At 34.5% G+C, this 18,984-nt stretch carries 18 protein-coding genes and 2 pseudogenes; 14 read left to right on the top strand and 6 right to left on the bottom strand.

Translation table 11 applies throughout. The features are described 5' to 3' along the window. The first annotated feature begins 133 nt into the window (after positions 1 to 133). The gene (locus SJW71_RS17975; protein ID WP_431811307.1) at positions 134 to 958 is read left to right on the top strand and encodes an AraC family ligand binding domain-containing protein; all 825 of its coding nucleotides are present in this window, start codon (positions 134 to 136) and stop codon (positions 956 to 958) included. A gap of 142 nt (positions 959 to 1,100) precedes the next feature. Beyond that, the gene (locus SJW71_RS17970) at positions 1,101 to 2,063 is read left to right on the top strand and encodes a proline dehydrogenase family protein (RefSeq protein WP_341385765.1); all 963 of its coding nucleotides are present in this window, start codon (positions 1,101 to 1,103) and stop codon (positions 2,061 to 2,063) included. A 318-nt stretch (positions 2,064 to 2,381) separates the two neighbouring features. Here the strand turns inward: SJW71_RS17970 and SJW71_RS17965 are convergent, their stop codons facing one another. After that, positions 2,382 to 3,293, bottom strand: a complete 912-nt coding sequence (locus tag SJW71_RS17965) for a DMT family transporter (protein WP_431811306.1) — start codon at positions 3,291 to 3,293, stop codon at positions 2,382 to 2,384. Positions 3,294 to 3,410: 117 nt separating this feature from the next. Here SJW71_RS17965 and SJW71_RS17960 point away from each other — a divergent pair, with 117 nt between their 5' ends. Beyond that, positions 3,411 to 4,814, top strand: coding sequence for a PLP-dependent aminotransferase family protein (locus tag SJW71_RS17960; protein WP_431811305.1), 1,404 nt, complete (start codon positions 3,411 to 3,413; stop codon positions 4,812 to 4,814). Between the two features lie 420 nt (positions 4,815 to 5,234). Here SJW71_RS17960 and SJW71_RS17955 read toward each other — a convergent pair whose 3' ends face one another. After that, entirely contained in the window at positions 5,235 to 6,665 is a 1,431-nt protein-coding gene (locus SJW71_RS17955) for a serine hydrolase domain-containing protein (RefSeq protein WP_431811304.1), read from the bottom strand. 377 nt (positions 6,666 to 7,042) lie between these two features. Here SJW71_RS17955 and SJW71_RS17950 point away from each other — a divergent pair, with 377 nt between their 5' ends. From SJW71_RS17950 to SJW71_RS17935, 4 genes are all read left to right on the top strand, one after another. Next, positions 7,043 to 7,372 (top strand): hypothetical protein, encoded by a 330-nt coding sequence (locus tag SJW71_RS17950; RefSeq protein ID WP_322610341.1) that lies wholly within the window; start codon positions 7,043 to 7,045, stop codon positions 7,370 to 7,372. Between the two features lie 362 nt (positions 7,373 to 7,734). After that, positions 7,735 to 8,682: a helix-turn-helix transcriptional regulator gene (locus SJW71_RS17945; RefSeq protein WP_431811303.1), complete on the top strand. Its 948-nt coding sequence runs from the start codon at positions 7,735 to 7,737 to the stop codon at positions 8,680 to 8,682. Between the two features lie 67 nt (positions 8,683 to 8,749). Beyond that, on the top strand, positions 8,750 to 9,289 hold the full coding sequence (locus SJW71_RS17940; protein WP_431811302.1) for a DinB family protein: 540 nt from the start codon (positions 8,750 to 8,752) through the stop codon (positions 9,287 to 9,289). A gap of 11 nt (positions 9,290 to 9,300) precedes the next feature. After that, on the top strand, positions 9,301 to 9,774 hold the full coding sequence (locus SJW71_RS17935; protein WP_431811301.1) for an EVE domain-containing protein: 474 nt from the start codon (positions 9,301 to 9,303) through the stop codon (positions 9,772 to 9,774). 347 nt (positions 9,775 to 10,121) lie between these two features. Here the strand turns inward: SJW71_RS17935 and SJW71_RS17930 are convergent, their stop codons facing one another. Continuing rightward, positions 10,122 to 11,444 (bottom strand): M1 family metallopeptidase, encoded by a 1,323-nt coding sequence (locus tag SJW71_RS17930; RefSeq protein ID WP_431811300.1) that lies wholly within the window; start codon positions 11,442 to 11,444, stop codon positions 10,122 to 10,124. A gap of 290 nt (positions 11,445 to 11,734) precedes the next feature. Here SJW71_RS17930 and SJW71_RS17925 point away from each other — a divergent pair, with 290 nt between their 5' ends. Then, positions 11,735 to 11,953 carry a flavin reductase family protein gene (locus SJW71_RS17925; protein WP_312505336.1) on the top strand — a complete coding sequence of 73 codons (219 nt, stop codon included), beginning with the start codon at positions 11,735 to 11,737 and terminating at the stop codon, positions 11,951 to 11,953. Beyond that, positions 11,947 to 12,072: a tyrosine-type recombinase/integrase gene (locus SJW71_RS17920; protein ID WP_313470774.1), complete on the top strand. Its 126-nt coding sequence runs from the start codon at positions 11,947 to 11,949 to the stop codon at positions 12,070 to 12,072. The genes SJW71_RS17925 and SJW71_RS17920 overlap by 7 nt, the downstream gene beginning before the upstream one ends. A gap of 107 nt (positions 12,073 to 12,179) precedes the next feature. On the opposite strand, the gene SJW71_RS17915 is transcribed toward SJW71_RS17920, so the two are convergent. Then, positions 12,180 to 13,537, bottom strand: a protein-coding gene (locus tag SJW71_RS17915) for an IS3 family transposase (protein WP_274793488.1) whose coding sequence is annotated in 2 segments (ribosomal slippage) — positions 12,180 to 13,084 and positions 13,084 to 13,537 — 1,359 coding nt in all. Because the reading frame shifts where the segments join, the coding sequence is not laid out codon by codon here. Positions 13,538 to 13,789: 252 nt separating this feature from the next. Continuing rightward, positions 13,790 to 14,668 carry a DMT family transporter gene (locus SJW71_RS17910; RefSeq protein WP_431811299.1) on the bottom strand — a complete coding sequence of 293 codons (879 nt, stop codon included), beginning with the start codon at positions 14,666 to 14,668 and terminating at the stop codon, positions 13,790 to 13,792. A gap of 119 nt (positions 14,669 to 14,787) precedes the next feature. Here SJW71_RS17910 and SJW71_RS17905 point away from each other — a divergent pair, with 119 nt between their 5' ends. The 3 genes and pseudogenes from SJW71_RS17905 to SJW71_RS17895 all read left to right on the top strand — a co-directional run. Further along, positions 14,788 to 15,645, top strand: a complete 858-nt coding sequence (locus tag SJW71_RS17905; protein WP_322605450.1) for a LysR family transcriptional regulator — start codon at positions 14,788 to 14,790, stop codon at positions 15,643 to 15,645. 184 nt (positions 15,646 to 15,829) lie between these two features. Next, positions 15,830 to 16,347 (top strand): annotated as a pseudogene (locus tag SJW71_RS17900) (DUF2785 domain-containing protein); the annotation flags it as partial. After that, positions 16,329 to 16,448: pseudogene (locus SJW71_RS17895) on the top strand (integrase); the annotation flags it as partial. The pseudogenes SJW71_RS17900 and SJW71_RS17895, both read left to right, overlap by 19 nt. Before the next feature lie 218 nt (positions 16,449 to 16,666). Here SJW71_RS17895 and SJW71_RS17890 read toward each other — a convergent pair. Further along, a complete protein-coding gene (locus SJW71_RS17890) occupies positions 16,667 to 17,176 on the bottom strand; it encodes a DinB family protein (protein WP_431811298.1) in 510 nt (169 codons plus the stop codon). A 611-nt stretch (positions 17,177 to 17,787) separates the two neighbouring features. Between SJW71_RS17890 and SJW71_RS17885 the strand changes: the two genes are divergently transcribed. Together SJW71_RS17885 and SJW71_RS17880 are read left to right on the top strand one after the other, a co-directional pair. Then, a complete protein-coding gene (locus SJW71_RS17885) occupies positions 17,788 to 18,072 on the top strand; it encodes a CD3324 family protein (RefSeq protein WP_431811297.1) in 285 nt (94 codons plus the stop codon). A gap of 252 nt (positions 18,073 to 18,324) precedes the next feature. Beyond that, positions 18,325 to 18,921 carry a GNAT family N-acetyltransferase gene (locus tag SJW71_RS17880; protein WP_431811296.1) on the top strand — a complete coding sequence of 199 codons (597 nt, stop codon included), beginning with the start codon at positions 18,325 to 18,327 and terminating at the stop codon, positions 18,919 to 18,921. Positions 18,922 to 18,984: the final 63 nt, after the last annotated feature.

Here is an 18,984-nt window from a genome sequence, read left to right as displayed (position 1 = left end):
CTTAAATATGAATAAAAAGAATAGTGTGGCAGTTTTTTTAATCTGCCTTGCCATTTTTTTAGTCAATATCTTACAAGAGTACCTTAACCATATGTGTTACATTAACTATCAGAAATCAAAAGGGGGTGTTCATATGGGACAAGAAGAAAGAACTGTACGTTTTGATTATGATTTACAAATAGAAGCTTATCGTTTTGAAGGTATCATGCAAAAGTTTCCGAACCACTTCCATGAATATTATGTGATTGGGTTTATAGAGAGTGGACAAAGACGATTGTCTTGTAAGAACGAAGAATATGTAATAGGTACCGGTGATATTATATTTTTTAACCCACTGGATAATCATGCCTGTGAATCAATTGACAACGAAAAATTAGACTATCGCTGCTTGAATATCAAGCCTGAAATCATGCGAAAAGTTACAAAAGAGATTACAGGGCAAGATTATCTTCCTTCCTTTGCTTCTCCTGTTGCCTGTCGAAGTGAAAAAGCACAATTGTTGCATAATCTTCACCAGATGATTATGGATGAAATAACAGATTTTGAGAAAGAAGAAACTTTCTATTTTCTTATTCAACAACTTATTGAGGAATATAGCGAAGCCATCGAAGATACAGAACCAAGAGCTATTAAACAAGAAATTGGAAATGTTTGTCACTACCTAGAAGTACATTATGCAGAACATATTGCTTTAGATGATTTAGCAAAGATAGCTAATATGAACAAATATTCTTTGTTACGCTCATTTACCCAAATTCGGGGGATTACCCCGTATCGTTACTTACAAACGGTGCGTATTAATGAAGCAAAGAAACGATTGGAACATGGTGTAAAACCACTTGATGCAGCAATAGAGACGGGTTTTGTAGATCAAAGTCATTTTAGTAATTTCTTTATGGGGTTTATTGGATTAACACCCGGACAATATAGGGATATTTTTATTCAGAATGAAAAATGATCTACTTTAATAAATTCCCCACAGTAATTACCGTTTTCATTTGAGATTCAACTTTAATGTAGGAATTTGATTTTCGCGTATAAAAAGTCATCGTCGTAAAACGTAAACCCAAATAAGATAAAAATTAGGATGTGATTATTTTATGCTTAATGAAGAAAGACGTTTTTCCAAAGCTCTCAAATCGATTGCTAGAGATCAAGAACTAAAAGCCTATTTTCAAAATTCAAAAGAACTTTTTCCGATTTTTATTAAAGGTGCTAACCGATTTGTGGCTGGAGAAACACGTACAGAAGGGATAGAGCGTGTTATAAATCTATATAACAAAGGGTATCGGGTTTCATTAGAATTTATTGGCGAAAATACAACATCCCTAGAAGAATGTATGCTTGCCAAAAATGAATTCAAAGAATTAATAAAAGATCTTGGGTATAATCAAATGAAGGCTACCGTATCATTTGATCTTTCTCATATCGGAATGATGATTTCTGATGAAGTAGCATTTACCAATTTAGAAGAATTAGCAAAAGAAGCACAACAGCATAATATTCAACTAATGATAAGTATGGAAGAATCACAAAAAACGGATAAAATTTTATCATTATATAAAAGAATATCAAAATCATTCTCAAATGTTGGGATAACATTACAAGTTCATTTGAAGCGTTCTTCTATTGACCTAAATGGACTATTGAAAACCTCAGGTAGAATACGTTTAGTAAAGGGGGCTTATCAAGAGTCTGAAGGTATATATATTCCAAGAACCGAAGAGTTAAATAAACGGTATATAGAATTTGTATCTATGTGTATAGATAGTAATCATCCATTATCTGTTGCTACACATGATGAAAATATATTGATGGACTTAAAAGAAAAAGGATTTCTTTATAATTCGAATGTTGAAGTAGAGATGTTAGATGGGGTTCGACCTGACCTATTAAGATCTTTAAAGGAGGATAATATTCAGACTAAAGTTTATGTAACATATGGTAGTGAATGGTATTTATATGTAGTTCATCGTATTGCTGAATATCCTCCGAATATTTATACTTTTATTTCAGATATGATTGAACAAAGTACCATTAGAGATAAAATAAATACATACTAAATAATGAAATTTCTATTGTTTCGTTAAAATTTTGTATCTTCAACAAACGGGCGCTTTTCTGAAAAAGGAAAGCGTCTTTCTTGTAAAGGGCCAGATTATTGAGTAACATTTTCATTGGATATTATTGTTGAAATATAGAGCAAAATAAAGATTCACTCCATTTTGATCAATCTTTTTTCAAAATGGAGTCTTTTTATTTACTGATAAAGTTTTTTTATCAATCGAAGAATTAAAAATGACAACATGTATAAAGTGCTACTGCTCTCATACTTGTTGTCATCAATCTAAAGTGAACCAAAACAAATTAATTATTGATCACTAGTTTAAACTTTGAGCATTATTATTTTCTTTAATCATTTCTTCTTTTTTTATGTTTGCAATAAATACACCTAATAAAGTAATTAAGCCCCCAGTTATTGCAGAAAATTGTGGAACTTCACCAAGCCAGATCCATGCGATAAGAAATGCAAAAACAGAGGTTAAATAAAGTGTACTTGTTGCTTCAGCTGCTCCAGTTCGTGAGGTAACATAAGCTAGAGTAAAATAAGGAATGATTGTTGGAAAGACTCCAAGATACAAAATGACTAATGTTGTATTTAACGGGGCATCTATAATTGCTTCACTTAGACCAGGTGAGAAAAGTAGCATAAAAAATGTACCTGACCAAATTGCGTACATCGTAAAGGGAAAAGCCCCATACTTTTTTAGATATCGATGTTGAAAAACAAAATAAATACTTTCTGAAAGGGATGCTATTAAAACGATCATAACCCCAGAATTAAGTGAAAAACTTTCATTTGAATCTCCAACAGAAATAAATGCTACACCACAAAGACCAATAAGTGAACCAAGCCATCCCCATAATCCAAGCTTCTCACGATAAAAGAATACAGCTAACAGAGCAGTGAATATCGGAGTTGTTGAAACAAGTAAACTCGCAATCCCAGCACTAATTGTTTGCTCTCCATAATTTAGGGCTACTTGATACACGGTGAAACCTGAAAAGCCAAGTAATAAAATAATAGGGATATCTTTTAACTCAGGCAAAGGGATTTTTGTAATAATTGCAATGATGATTAAGACAAATGAGCCTACTAATAACCGCAATAATGAAATATGTTCAGGCGAATAGGCTGACAATGCAACTCGTATTCCTGGAAAAGCTGATGCCCATAAAATGATTGTTATGAAATGAGCAGAAATAATCTTAAAATCAAGTGTTTTAAACATGAATACACCTCTTCTCCAACCAATTAAATTTATAATTACAATATTAATAGGTTTTTGCTAAAACTTCTCCAACCGGTTAAAATGAAAAAAACCAACCAGTCAGAAGAGGAATTACTAATGAAAAAACCAAAATATCAATTGATTATTGATTTTATAAAAGAAAAAATTGCTAAAGGGGAGTGGGCGATTGGAAGTCCCATACCAAGTCAACGTAATTTGGCAAAACAGTTTGAGGTTAATCGTAGTACAGTCATAACGGCGTTAGAGGAGCTGATGGCAGAAGGGCTACTAGAAGGTAAAGCTGGGAAGGAAACAGTCGTCACCAATAATACTTGGACTTTGATGGGGGCAAAATACTCGACTAACTGGAATGAAAACGTCACTTTAGGCATTCATAAACCCAGTGTATCTATGGTGCAGGAAATTAATCAGGCTGAATCGGATACGAATCTCATTCAATTGAGTAAGGGGGAGCTATCACCAGAAATGTTCCCTTTAGAAGAGATGAAATTCATCGTTCAAAAAATATCAAATCAATTGACCTCGTTTGGCTATGAAGAGCCGAAAGGTAATTTAAAATTACGCCAAGCCATTAGTGACTATTTAAAGGTAAGGGGTATCGAAGCATCACCTTCGTCCATTCTCGTAGTTTCAGGTGCGCTCCAAGCTTTACATTTAATTTCAATTGGATTACTAAAAAGAGGTTCTACGGTATTGCTAGAGATGCCGTCCTATCTTTACTCGTTGACTGTTTTTGAGTCTGCGGGGATGGAGTTGCAAGGATTAGCGATGGACAAGGAGGGGCTAATCATCGATTCAATTTATTTGAAAAAGGAAAAAGGAAAAAATATTTTATATACGATTCCAACCTTTCATAATCCTACAGGCGCCTTAATGCAAGAAAAGAGACGAGAGAAATTAATTGCTTATTGTGAAAGAGAGCAGCTACCAGTTATAGAAGATGATGTGTACCACGATTTATGGATTGATAACCCACCACCTAAACCACTAAAAGCAATGGACCTTTATGGAAATGTATTATATGTTGGGAGTTTATCAAAAACCCTTAGTCCAGGATTACGAATTGGCTGGATAGTTGGCTCGGAGTCAGTTATTAATCGATTAGCGGATTTAAAAATGCAATCCGATTATGGATCAAGTACTCTTTCCCAGCTCGTTGCCGCAGAGTGGTTATCTAGTAATTTCTATGATAGTCATCTTGATAAAGTAAGAGAACAACTTAGGGTTCGTAGAAAAGTTGCTTTAGATGCACTGGATAAATATTTGAGTCCTTATGCTACGTGGGACATCCCAAAAGGTGGTTTGTTCATATGGGTAAAAATAAAACCTGAATTCAAAGTAAAAAGGCTATTTGAAAAAGCATTTTCCAATAATATTCTTCTAAATCCTGGTAGTATTTATGCAGAAAAGACTGGACAGTTTATACGAATCTCTTATGGGTATGCTTCACTCGATGAAATAAAGGTAGGCATATTCAAATTAAGCGAAATAATAAATTAAATAGATATAATGCTATAATTCTTTAGTGAATTAAAGCGGTTTCTGAATTTGAAATAAAAACAAATTATAAAATATTAGACAATTAAAATATTTTAGGTTAAAAAACAGCGTAATGCATTTTATCAATTCACATCTAGGTGTTTTTTCTTTAGTTAGTTTCTTTATAGAAATTTGGAGAGTTGAATTTTTTTGTAACAATAAAGTTGTTAAGTTTACAATAAAGTCATAAAAGAATAGTAAAACTATTTATTTAATTATCGGGCGCATTTCTTTAATAAGGAATGTGTCTTTGGGTTTGACTGGGAAAAATGTCGATGATTTTAAAATAGACACCGAAGTGTCTTATGTTTTTCAAATAAGCATACCGATAAATTGAAATTTAGTTACTTAATATTATGTTTATCTTGGGAGCGAGGTATTTTATCGGTGAGTGTATACAAACCATGTAATGCTTGCTGTTAATAATGCTGACGAAATCATAGCTGTAAGAACACTGTATGTTTGCCAAATAAGTATCGTGGACCAATCGATAGCACAGCACAGTATACCAAGGGAAATCGTAGCGATCAGGAAAATAACTGTTACAATTATTCTCTTTTTTGTCATTGGCCGGCGCTCATTCGTTTTCCTTCTGCGTAATCCTAAGAGAAATAGCAGAACGGCCAATAAGCAAAGAATAATAGTGATAGACGACAAAACGATATCCAAAAGCTGTGTGCCGCTTATTTCATATGACTGAGTTAGATTGCCGTCTATTATATCTTTCACTTTTAGGACCAAGTTTATATTGGTATTTGCGCCGTTGCTCAGCAAACAGACGCCTATTCGTTCATTTAGCAGTATGGCTACTTCGGTTCTGAAATTTGGGTTGCCGCCAGTGTGTACTATAATCGTTTGGTCAGCGTTTACCGACCAGCCTGCCGCATAATACATATCGTTGACAGCCGAAACAGACATATCACCCTTATGTGATTTTTCGATAACCGTGTAAAATATTTCGGGTATGTCCTGCACAATACCCATCTGTATGCCCATCCAACGCGCCATATCTTTTGTATTAGAAATGATGTAGCCTGCGGGCTTATTCCCAGCATAATCCGGAGCTTTAAATGGAGTTGTCATAAAAAAGGAAGAACGATAGCCCTGTGCCAACTGCCCAGTAGCTTCAGCATCTTCTTTATAAACATACGTCTGGTGTAGACCTAACGGCTGAAATACCTGTTCCCTCATAAAGTCTTCATAACTTTGTCGCGATACAATCTCAATAACCAAACCCAACACGTCATAATTAACGGTTCCATAGTTATACTGTTCACCGGGAGGGAATGCCAATTCAGTATCTACGAGCATTTCCACAGTCTTTTGCAACATATCCGGTGTATTACCTTGTGGGATATTTTGAACCTTATGCCTAATATTTGTTAGACCACTGGTATGGTGAAGAAAGTTATTTAGTGTAAGGCTTTGCATATCAACAGGTTTCCCTTGATACTTTAACGTAAACCAAGGTAAATATTTTTGGACAGGGTCAGTCATTGAGAGCTGCCCTTGCTCTTCTAACAGCATAATACCCATACCGGTAAAAGCTTTACTGACCGAGGCTAACTCATAGAGTGTATTTTCACTTGCAGACAACCCCTTTTCGCGGTCAGCATACCCTGAAGAAAAGTAGAACACTTCATCATCAGCAAGTATTGAGATTGACATTCCCGGCACACCTGATATACGAGTGGCATCTTCTAGCAACGCTTGTATTGCCGCAGATTTCGAATCTGACAACGCATAACTTTGTGTTGAGAATCCTGAGAATAATATAAATATCGATAATACAAAAACTATAATCTTTTTCATAAACTCTCCTTTTTTGAAAAATTATAAGAGAATAATATAAATAATCTACTTTTACAACTAACTAAATTCAATTTATCTTTCTATTCACCTATATAATATCAAGTAATTGTAAAGAGTTACACTTAACGAACAGATGTGTTAGTACAATAAGAAAAACGATTTCAACAATCGGGCACGTTTCTTGTGTAGAATTGTGGCTTTTATATTATTTGAGCTATTTAGTTGAGAAGAAAATAAATATTATCAACAAAGTGAACTCAATAGAACAAAGAATAATTTATAAAGGACTGATCTTAATAAGTATAATTTCACTAATCAAACCATTAAGAAAGTATGAGGATTATGTTTATAGAGCAAATGCCTATGAGCTTTTATTCATGAGAAAAAAGGCAATCCGTATATTAAATTTGTCTACCAAACAACCAAATTTCAGCAAAGAAGAGAAATCAAGTGGTTTTATTTATTTAGGGATATTATATTCAAAAACAAAAGAATTTAATTTAGCTTCGGATTGCTTCCATCAAGGGCTTGAACTAATGGTGTATGTGAATTTTAATTACCATGAAAACTTTAAGAAAGCCATTGAAACATTTATTAAAAGTGAGGATTTTGAAAGGGCAAATTTTTGGTTAAACAATCTAATTCAACGACAAAGTTATGATAATAAATTCAAGAAACTTGGTGAATTAGAAAAGAAAGTAAAGTGATCTTTATTCAACAATCGGGCGCGATTATTAGGAAAGCGTCCTTTAAAGGGACATTAATGGAATACATCTTTATAGAAAAGAGTGTTGGATAATCATGTTAAAATTTAAGTTGTACAGTATTAAGGGTGAATACGTGTTGTTAACGGGAAAATCTAGTTGAACGGTGTTTAAAAACTCTTAATGGAAGCAACTCTTATTAATTGTTCTAAAAAGAGGTTGTGCTATGATTCTAAGCAAACTTTGGCATCATTATGAGGCATACAAACGTATCCAAGGGTATAGCCCAAATACATTGTGAAGCGGATTCTCTTCAACTATTGGGCAAGTACCGTGAAAGAATGCAGAAATGGTGGAGGAAAAAAATGAACAAAACTGAGAGGCAGCTTGCAATCACGCTTGAATTACAGCGAAGCAAAACACTGAGAGCAGAAGATTTAGCTTCTCAATTTGAGACAAGTGTGCGTACGATATATAGGGATATTCAAGCATTAAGTGAGGCTGGGGTTCCAATTTTAGGCGCCCCTGGACTGGGTTACTCCTTAATGGAAGGATATTTTCTACCCCCGGTTAGGTTCACAGCAGAAGAGGCCGTCTCCCTGCTCATGGGAGCTGATTTTATCGAGCAAAGGTTGGATACAGATTATGGTATTTATGCAAAGTCCGCTAAACGCAAAATCGAGGCTACTTTGTCGGAGTCAGTTCGTAACGAGTCAAGGCTTGTTCGGGAAACAATGCGACTCCTTCATATAGGTGAGCAATCAACTGAAGAGCGGGTAAAAACGTATCTTAATCAAGTTCGCGATGCCATTTTGAAACAGTGCAAAATCAGTTTTATGTATATTAAAAAAATGCCAGGAACAGATGGGAATCGGAAAAATAAACGTGTGGTCTCTCCATATGGATTAACACTTGTCCATGAAAATTGGGTTTTACTAGCATACTGTGATATGAGGCAGGAAATGCGTCATTTTCGCTTGTCCCGGATGACCGAACTTTCTATGTTGGAAGATCAATTTCTTCTACCAAATGATTTTGACCTAAGTAGCTATCGGCCACCTGACAATCGAGACGAAAGTATAATAATTAGGGCAAACCCCGAAATTGCCGACAAAATCATAGAGGCAGTTAATTTTTATATTGAATCCATTGAGGAGCGGAAGGAGGATGTAATCTTTCAATTTCGTGTTCGGTATCCAGAGGAAATATTACATCATTTACTTGGCTGGGGCGGAGATATCGAGGTGATTGAACCGAAGTCTTTACGCTTCAAGATTCGGGAAGTAGCGAAAAAAATTTTAGAACACTACTGACATACACCTGTCAGTAGTGTTCTTTTATACTGTGATTATACCAAGATGAAGAGGAGCTGCTTGAAGGATGAAAAGTACAAAGGAAGTATTGAAGTCAATTGAACTTACAGTAGAAAGATATTTGGCAGAACTGACAAAACTTAATATCGATAAATTACATAGAAAGCTGAACGAAGAAGATTGGTCCATTGGACAGATGTATGTACATTTAATTCAATCTGCTTTCATGCATCTACATAATGTCGAGCAATGTTTAGTTGGCAGTGAATCGACATTGAACCCAGCGAAGGAAAAAACTGAGCAAGGTAAGATTGTATTTAAACTAGAACAATTTCCTGCTGTTCGTATTAAGGTCCCTGCTTCGCCGAATTATACTCCGCAACCACCAGAGAGTATGGAGCATTTGGTAGAAGGACTTCACAGTGTAGTGGAAAGGGTGAGGAATACAGAGTCAGTTCTACATCAATCGCCTGAAAGTAACAAGATACTTCATCCGGCGTTCGGTGCATTAAACGCGCAGGAATGGTTTTTGTTAATTGAAATGCATTACAGACATCATTTTTTACAACTGGATCGGTTGAAAACGAGTTTAGCATTTGAAGAGTAGGGGGATTCGTCATGTCGACTATAACTAGTCAGAAAAGCAGATATTGGATTGGCGTTGTATCCGCTTCTCATGTGAATTTAGCCAAAGAAGGTGGGTTTGCACAGTTGTGTCATGGTAAGGCAACACCTTTGCGTAAAATGTCTCCAGGTGATTGGCTGATATACTATTCTCCTCGTACAGACATGTCCAAAGGAAAGCCAGTTCAAGCATTTACTGCTATTGGTCAGGTTACGGACAACGAAACTTACAAACATCAAGTGTCGGAGTCGTTTGTGCCATTTCGCAGAGATATTCGATATATTCCTTGTCGAGAAGTTAAGATTGCATTGTTGTTAAACCAGCTCACTTTTACGCGTGGAAATCGCAATTGGGGGTTTACATTCCGTCGAGGTCATTTTGAAATTGGAGCGGAAGATTTTATGACAATCGTTACCTCGATGTTAGATGGTGAGGAACAGGCTTTATCCGAGATCTTAAAACACTGATTACAATTTGTGAACAGCTTCACTTAAACTATAGAGTGATTTAGTTAGATAACAAGCTTGAAGAATCGGGCGCTTTCTTTCCTAAGAATGTGCCCATTTGTATTGTAGGGCCATTTTCTTGAATAACATATTTAAAGAAAAGCGTTATAGGCCAAGAAATTGTGAAGATTTTCACTTAAACCAACTGAACAGGATGTTAAAGGGTACGTTACTTCTAAAAAGAGTAATCTAAATGAGAGAAATAAAAATGACAAAAAAGGTATCAAGAATACTCTTCTAGATACCTTTTATCTAAAGTTCAAGGTAGCCTTAAAGGGTGCTTTTTTGCTTCTCTTTAAATATTAGTTTTATTTTTCTTGTTCTAACCAACCCTCAAATAGGGTATCATCTTTTAAATCAAAATAGTATTTTACGAATCTCACAAATTCTCTAGTATCAACTTCTTTATATCTATAAAAATGGTAATAGCTTCTTAAAAATTTTTCAGCTTCTTTAACCTCCCCATTATCTTTAAATAATTCCCATAACTTTCTAGCAGATTTTCCATAGACATAGGAACTCATGTTGGATTCATATTGATCGAGAGGTAAATTTACTGGTAATTCTAAATTAGGATCTGGTCTGTACATTGAATTATAATCTTCAGCTTCTTTCAATTTCGCAAGTTTGAATAAACTCGCTGCAAATACTGCGAAACCTTCATCTAACCATGCATCACTATAAGGATCGTTGCTAACGATCCCATAAAACCATTGATGAGCAATTTCATGTATCACCATATTTTTTAGCTCTTGAGAATTACTAGGACCAGTATTATAAATCGAACCAACTGTAACTATTCCTGGATACTCCATCCCCATTCCATCTACTATAATATCAAATTGTTTGAAAGGATAAGGCCCCATAATTTCTTCAAAATAGTTTATTGCAGCTATAGCCTCATCTGCTATTTCTCGATATAGTTTTTCTTTATTTTCATTAAATCCAAATACTCTAACGGAAGGGCCCCCATCATTTTCCACAAGTATAGGATCTTTTAAAATAGCGACAAATATTTCCTTTATATTTTTTACTTCAATGGAACCAACGTTTGAACTCGGAAAGACTTCTTTATCAGATGAAGATACAAAGGTGAAACCTTTCGGAATATCGTATGTTAATTTAAAATTACTAAATCCAGTATGGTAAGTCTCTCCTCTATCTTGGTAAGACTCCTTGTTCCACCGAGAGTTCCTATATGTTGCAAGCATTGGGTAAAATTGAGCTAAATGAAAATTACCATTATTACTCTTTGTAAATCTTAAGCCTTGTTTAGGAAAGGTGAGTTCATAGGAAAAATAAACTTTAACTTCTTGATAAGGTTTCAACTTATGGGGAAGTTGAATATTTAAAGTATCTCTTTCTAATGTGTAAACGACTTTTTTTCCATCAATAGATATGTTATGAAAATTAACCGTAGAGGGATTTTCCAGCTCGGGTGAAACACTTTTTGTAAATATATTTGGTATAAAATAGAAAGTTAATTGTTCCCAATCATCGGTAGATAAATTTTTGATTAAAGCAGTTGTTTCTAATTGCAAATTTTCGTTCTTATCCATTGTTAGTTTAATGTCATAATCACTAGAATTTCCGGGATTTACTCCTTCAGAAATAAATTCTTCTCTATCCACTTTTTTAGTAACCGTCGATTCCAAAATACTACCATGTTTATTTAACCTCCAAGATGCGAAAAATACACATATTAAGACTAAAAATATGATAATTATTTTCTTCTTAATAACTTCCCCCTCCATTCAACGTAACAATAAAAATAAAACCCCACTATATGAATTTACTAAAAAGTTTTTAAATTTATACATATTTCTTGGGCTTAATAGTTACTACGTTTCTCTACTGAAAATGTAGAGCCTACAATTACAGGAGAAATTGTTAAAATCGAAAATGTGCTTAATTAACGAAAATGCATGAAACATCCATAGAATTTGCACCAGATATAGATGAGTTTCAAGAGTCCGGCTTAACACCTGTTGCCAGCTCGAAAGTGTTGCCATATCGAGTGAAAGAAAGTCCCATACAAATGGAATGTGTGTTGGAGAATATGCTAACATTTGGGGAAGGACCGGGATTATCGAACCTCGTTATTGGTCGTGTAGTTAAAATACACATCGAAGAATATTAAATCGTGCTAGTATAAAAAAGAGTATACTTCCGCATCAATTACGACACAGCTGTGCAACGCATATGATTAATAACGGTGCGCCAAATGATGTCATTCAAAGTTTACTGGGTCATGAATAAGCGGAAAGCTAAGACAGGACTTTTATTTACAGTAGATTCTTTTAAAAAACTTTCATTCAATTAAGACACTCATGTTGATCTGACCCAAAAAAGTTAGACATATTTAGTTAAGCTACTTCTAAGACCTGAGTTCGGTACTCCACCGGGCTTAGGTCTTTTAATTTTGCCTTCATTCGTTTGTGATTGTAATAGTGAATATAGTCATGAAGTTCCTGTTCGAAATGTGCCATGGATTCAAATTCTTGTAGATACAGGAGTTCAGATTTTAATAAGCCAAAGAAATTTTCTATGACTGCGTTATCTAAACAATTGCCCTTACGGGACATACTTTGCGTAATCCCATGTTGTTTTAAGGTTCGTTGATACTTTTTCATTTGATAGTGCCAACCTTGATCCGAATGAAGAACGACTTGATCACCTGATTGAATGCGCTCCAATGCTTGTTCTAGCATATCATGGACGAGGTTATACACTGGACGATTCATTACCGTGTATGCAATAATTTCGCCATTACATAAATCAAGGACTGGTGATAAATAGCGTTTCTCACCAAATAGATGGAACTCTGTCACGTCTGTTACCCATTTCTCGTTCATTTTTTTCGCTGTAAAATCACGTTGTAATATGTTTGGGGCAATTTTTCCGACTTTTCCTTTATACGAACGATATTTCCTCATGCGGACTTCACATTTTATGCCAATGGCATTCATCAAACCGTTAATCGTTTTGGGATCATGAACAATGCCGTATTTTTTAAGTTCTTTAGCAATCCGACGATAGCCATAACGTCCCTTATGTTCATGATAAATGGACTGAATTGCGACTTTCACATCAGCGTATTTATCAGTACGATTCAAACGCTTTTCCCAATAATAATACGTACTACGTGGAATATCAGCGACTTTGATTAATTCCACCACTTCATAGATTTCCTTTAGTTCGTAAATTACTTGCGCTTTGATTTGGTTGGTAATTTTTCTTTCATTTGAACTAAAGTATTCAACTTTTTTAAGTAGGCATTCTCCATTTCTAATTGTTTAATACGTGCTGTTAACGCCTCAACAGACCCTTCAGCTGGTATTGATTTCGTTGTTCTTTTTGTGTCTTTTTTCATGGATGGACGCCCCTTTTTCTTGGAAACAAGAGCATCATAACCACCAACTTCAAACTTTAATTTCCAACCCCGAATTAAGCCAGAAGATGAAATATTAAAGAGAGCAGCTGTATCAACTGAAGATGTACCTGTCTCGTTCATATAATTTAGTACATTCATTTTATAGTCAGCTGAATAGTTTGTATAGGACTTTAAGAAAGTCTCTACACCATTTTTTTGATATCGGCGAACCCATTCACTTACAACCCTTTTTGTCACTCCGATGTCTTCTGCGATTTCAATCATAGATTCATCTCCATTTAAGTATCGCTGGACTGCTTGAATACGTTGTTCAGCCTTTACTTTTGCCATAAAAAAATCCCCGTAAAAGTTAGATTGGTGTCTAACTTTTACGGGGCAGTTCATGTAGACATGGGTGTTTTTTGTTATAGGTCCATTATCTTGAAAAACCTTTGTGCAAAAATAAAATTTATTTCATTTAACAGTTATACTTAATAGTGAAGTAAGTAGCCAAGATTTTTGTTAGGTTTTAAAGAATAATTCACTTCAAGAAATAACTCGATATGCAACTTTTTTAAATTTTTTCTTTGATATTTAGACGAGCTATGTTTTTCCATGTTGTCGTTTTTTCATTGACTGGCTAAAGAACGTACCTGCAATAACGAATAAAGCACCCACGTAATGGTAAACAGTAAGTATCTCATTTAAGAATATTGCCGATAAGATGTAACCGAAAATAGGTGTTAGAAATAAAAAATTATTTGCTCTAACAGCATCAAATTTAAGCAGGTAAAACCAAAGGATCATAGCAATAATAGAAGTCATAACAACCTGCCAAAATAGTCCGATCAAAAAATATGGATCAAACTGAATATAAAAATCTGGCTCTAATAAGAAAACAAAGGGGATTGCTATTAAACTGCCGAAAATAATTTGCCAGGTATTAACGACAATTTGAGGCAGATTCAGTTGTATTTTACTATAAAACACACTTCCAATGCCCATGGATAATACTCCTACTCCCAGAGTAATTAGCCCAAATAATGTGGCATTCAATGATTCTAAATAAGGAATAATAGCAATCATGATTCCAAATGCAGAAATGGCCATTCCTAGAATTTCTTTTTGTCCTATCTTTCTATGAAGAAAAATGGAGGCAAGAAAAGCTACAATAAATGGATTTATTGTAATAAATAAATTAAAAATTGTGGAATCCACATACTCAAGGGATAGGAACGAGCAGCCAACATAAAGAGTTGTATTTAAAATACCAAGAATTATTAAATTTGCCCATTCCGACCCTTTAGGATATGGATAGTTTCTGAAGATATATACGAACAAAAACAGTATAACTCCTGCACATAGCAATCGTACAGAAGCAAAAATCAAAGGGCTGGCTGAAAAAAGACCTATCTTAGTGGCGATTGCTCCACTCGCCCAAATAAAAGCATAAAATATCCCTACTTTATTTATTTTCATCATTTATCACTGCCTTTATGTAATATAGCTTCAAGTATAAGTATTTGCATTCAATTAATAAAATTGATAATTTGAATTATATCCATCATGTTTTCTGATGGATTGGAAGGAGGAATTGGTTAATGGAAATACGCCATTTGAAAACTTTTAAAACGATAGTTGAAACTGGTGGATTTACAAAAGCTGCAGACAAACTAGGATATGCACAATCAACGATCACTTCACATATTAAATCCCTTGAAATTGAACTCGATCAACCACTTTTCGATAGAATCGGTAAACAAATCATTTTAACAGAAACCGGAAAACAACTATTACCCTATTCCAATAAAATGCTTCAACTTTACAAAGATATAAAAGAAGTCACTTCCGTAAATGGAGAGGTTGGTGGAGATATTGTTATTTCGGCCCCTGAAGCATTATTGATCTATCGTTTTCCACCGATAATTAAAGAATTTAAGGATAAATATCCAAATGTAAATATTGAATGGCATCATTTAGATCCATTGAATTTTAAAGAAGAATTAATTACAGGGAATGCAGATATCTCGTTTTTATTGGGAAATGAATTAAATGATGTAGACATACTAACAGAAAAACTTTGGGATGAACGGATGATGTTTTTGTATCCGAATGATTTTGATTGGAATAATACATGTAGCAATTTACTTTACACAGAGAAGGGGTGCAGCTATCGGTTTCTGTTTGAACAGTTTATTCAGGAATATAATATTCCTTCAAAATCGACAATTGAATTCTGGAGTATTGAGGCCATCAAACAATCAATAATCAGTGGACTTGGAATATCCATGTTACCATACGTTACTGTGGAAAATGAGCTTAGTGAAAAAAAATTATCGGGGATGGAGTATCAAACCGGTGGTAAAATTGCTACTTATTTGATGTATCATAAGAACAAATGGCTGTCTCCTGCGGTCAAAGCGTTTATTGAAATGGTTAGAAAACATGTACAGGGATGACTGGAAAACTAGTTTGTTCAACGAACGGGTGCGTTTATTTAGAAACACGTCTTTTTCTTTTAAAGGGCCATTTTTCTGAAATAAGGAAAGCATCTTTCTTCATAAATAGTGACACATTATGGAACAAATAGGTAACTTAAGTTAACCTTTATCTGTCTAACAATCCGAGGAGGGATAATTTGGGTTTACAAGGACGTTTTCTGCCTTGCCTATCGCTTTGATTATACAACGCCACAGACAAAATCCATTTTTAAATCAAGAAGAAATTGAGCAATTAATGCAAGCAATGCTCCGTTATTACAATGAGGAGAAGGATTTGCGGGGTTACCTTTCAGTAGGAGGCTGGGCTCACGGCGCATCTCACGGTGCAGATGTTTTTGTTGAGTTGGTGCAGTGCGAGGAAAGCAGCGTTGCGATGCTACGTGAGGTTCTTGTCGCTATTTCTGGCATGCTACTTAATGGAATACATATTTTTAGTGATGAAGATGATGAGCGGTTGGTCAATATTGTGGATACGATGATTGACAAAGAGTTACTGCAACATCAAGAAATTGCTGATTGGATTAGCTGCTTAGCGCAATGCTACGATTGGCCGAGAAGTCGCTGTCAGGTGATTGCTCGCGTGAACAGCAAGAATTTTTACACAGTCTCTATTTCAGAAGGGGACAGATAGCCGGGGGAAAAACGGTGCGCCAATTGATGGAATTCAAAGTTTACTGGGTCATGAAAAGAGTCAGACTACAAAGATATACACTCAGCTAAGCGGAAAGCTAAGACAGGATTTATACAGTAAATACTTTTAAAAACTTTCATTCAATTAAGACACTCATGTAGAAAGGGGTGTTTTTTTGTTATAGGGCCATATAATTGAATAAGAAATTATATAAAATAGGAAATTTATAAATAGAGATAGCGTCAGGAAGACTGTGGATTTATAACGCTAAGGAAGTTTCACTATTAAAAAACCTAATTTCTCAGTATTAAAAATGAGAAATTAGGTTTTTCATTAATAGAAAGAGACTTATAAGTATTTATCACTAATCACTTTCATATGGTGTAGCTCGTGCCCGGCAATGCCATATGCAATGGTACCTACCGAAACTGGGCTGTTCATTACAGTTCCATTACGAACCCACGCAGCTTCATCAATAGTTGAAATCAGGCTTAACGTATTGGAGCGTACCATGTCTAAACCAGCTAGTAACTGTTCCCAAGATAATTTGTTGAAGTTTGCCGCAGAAACGTATTGATCTTGATCCATTGATGGGAGTGATTCACCTTCATTTCGTGCAATGGCAAGCATTCGATAAGACATCACACGTTCCGAGTCGGTCATATGCCCAATCACTTCTTTTAAAGTCCATTTCCCTGGTGCGTACGTCTTGCTTGCAAACTCCTCTGATACGCTGCCTAAGAGGCTAAGGGTCTTAGTTCGTTGCTTACTCAGTATTTCTTCAATATCTCCATCTGGCACAAGACTAACATACCTATCATGCTCTGGATTTTCAATAAATAATGGTCGTGGACGCACAAGAATCCTCCTCATTGGAATAGTTAATTATGGTTGTAGGGTAATATTCTACTTTCGAGAGGATATTTCCTTTATTTAATATTTATTTTCATTATCGTTTCGAAAATATCTTCAATAATCGGGCGCATTTGTTGAAGATGAATTGTGCCTTTTTCTGCAATAGGGCAATATTGTTGAATAAAATAAACCTGTAGCTTTGTAATAAAGATTGATTATTTATAATAAAGATCGATAATTTGTACGGCTCTCCTCTATATATTTTTTAGAGGTTAGATAATTTTTTTATTTGATATTTATGTAAAAACGATTTCGAAGTAATGTACTTAAACTAACGAAGTAGGTTCGTTTAACAATAAAGTGTTAATATTTATTTTGAAACAACTAATTTTTGAATCAGAATAACGGATTGAAATCTTATAAATCAAAAATAGAGATGGTATAATATGTATTAAATGTAAAGCGAAATTGTATTAAAATCTAAAATTGCAAGGAGGATTGAGTGTATGAGAAGGTATACTTTTTTTGCATAGCAAAGGCTATTGCATAATAAATTAATTGAAAGTAGCCTTTGCTCTTCCTAAAAGAAATACTAAAAATTTAGGAGTGCAAAAATGAGCTATAAAAAAGCAAAGCATATACTTCCAACTGAGTTGATGGAGTTAATACAGAAATATATTGATGGTGAATATATTTATATCCCACGAAGAAAAGATAATAAAAAGAGTTGGGGGTCCAGTACTGCAACCAGAGGAGAATTGGATCTAAGAAATTCTAATATATATAATGATTATCTATCGGGGTTGAATATAGCTTCTTTGTGTGAAAAATATTATTTGTCATCAAAAAGTATTCAAAGAATTGTATTAAAAGAAAAAAGAAAAAGAACGAATTTTTAAATTAAGCCAATGTGGTTTTATGCCGCATTGGCTTATTTTTTTTTATGAAATAAGTTTGAGGTTTTTTCAAGTAATGTAAGTCAGATATAATCTAATCAACTCTTATAAAAGATAAGGGGAACCAGTAATTGATTTTTGAGACCTAAGCGTAGTTTATCTAGATTATTTAACTGAAGTGGAAGTATATATTGGGCGGACATTGTTACTTAAGGAATTGTTTTTTGTGCAAAAAAATGAATAGGGGGGATAGATATGAACAATTTATTTACAATAGATTGTGGTGACATATTACTGAGAGAATTTAGAATTGAAGATGCTGATGCTATTTATGAGCTTACTTCACAACCTGAAGTTTATAATTTTCTGCCAGATTGGCGTTCAACAAAAGAACAACGATTAAACTGGGTCACGAATTATGAAATACCAGACAATAAAAAGTTTTTGTTAGCTGTACCTAATATTAGTGGTGCTAATTATTTAAAGTTGGGAATTATATTGAAGGAAACTGGAGAATTTATTGGTTTCTGCAATACAGGTATTAAAGAAGAGCTAAGTGAACCAAACCGAGAAATTGTTTATGCAATTTCAAAGCAATACAGTTGTCGTGGATACACAACAACTGCAGTAAAAGGATTGATAAAATATTTGTTTGAGAATACAGATGTAGAGCTACTTAATACAGTTGTTCTACCTCACAATTTAGGCTCAAATAAAGTTATCCAAAAGTGCGGATTTCGTATTAAGGGAGAAATTGAAATTGAAGTCCAAATTCATTTTCATTACACCCTTAACAAAAAGGATTGGAAAGAAAGGGAAAAAACCACTAAGGCTATTGAAATATTCAACTAGTGGGAGTGTTTCAACAATAATATAGACGTTTACTTACTAACCAAGCAGCGTCCCTGTAATAAG

The sequence above is a fragment of the Lysinibacillus sp. FW12 genome, assembly GCF_050817245.1.
GTDB classification, from domain to species: Bacteria; Bacillota; Bacilli; order Bacillales_A; family Planococcaceae; genus Lysinibacillus; species Lysinibacillus irui.
The sequence above is the reverse complement of the archived record's forward strand: the minus strand, read 5'-3'. Positions and strand labels throughout refer to the sequence as shown.

Coding starts and splice junctions, on each gene's coding strand:
- SJW71_RS17955 (WP_431811304.1), bottom strand. CDS start 6,665: ATGAAAAAGATTATAGTTTTTGTATTATCGATATTTATATTATTCTCA.
- SJW71_RS17960 (WP_431811305.1), top strand. CDS start 3,411: ATGAAAAAACCAAAATATCAATTGATTATTGATTTTATAAAAGAAAAA.
- SJW71_RS17910 (WP_431811299.1), bottom strand. CDS start 14,668: ATGATGAAAATAAATAAAGTAGGGATATTTTATGCTTTTATTTGGGCG.
- SJW71_RS17925 (WP_312505336.1), top strand. CDS start 11,735: ATGCATGAAACATCCATAGAATTTGCACCAGATATAGATGAGTTTCAA.
- SJW71_RS17975 (WP_431811307.1), top strand. CDS start 134: ATGGGACAAGAAGAAAGAACTGTACGTTTTGATTATGATTTACAAATA.
- SJW71_RS17905 (WP_322605450.1), top strand. CDS start 14,788: ATGGAAATACGCCATTTGAAAACTTTTAAAACGATAGTTGAAACTGGT.
- SJW71_RS17935 (WP_431811301.1), top strand. CDS start 9,301: ATGTCGACTATAACTAGTCAGAAAAGCAGATATTGGATTGGCGTTGTA.
- SJW71_RS17970 (WP_341385765.1), top strand. CDS start 1,101: ATGCTTAATGAAGAAAGACGTTTTTCCAAAGCTCTCAAATCGATTGCT.
- SJW71_RS17965 (WP_431811306.1), bottom strand. CDS start 3,293: ATGTTTAAAACACTTGATTTTAAGATTATTTCTGCTCATTTCATAACA.
- SJW71_RS17940 (WP_431811302.1), top strand. CDS start 8,750: ATGAAAAGTACAAAGGAAGTATTGAAGTCAATTGAACTTACAGTAGAA.
- SJW71_RS17950 (WP_322610341.1), top strand. CDS start 7,043: ATGAGAAAAAAGGCAATCCGTATATTAAATTTGTCTACCAAACAACCA.
- SJW71_RS17945 (WP_431811303.1), top strand. CDS start 7,735: ATGAACAAAACTGAGAGGCAGCTTGCAATCACGCTTGAATTACAGCGA.
- SJW71_RS17885 (WP_431811297.1), top strand. CDS start 17,788: ATGAGCTATAAAAAAGCAAAGCATATACTTCCAACTGAGTTGATGGAG.
- SJW71_RS17880 (WP_431811296.1), top strand. CDS start 18,325: ATGAACAATTTATTTACAATAGATTGTGGTGACATATTACTGAGAGAA.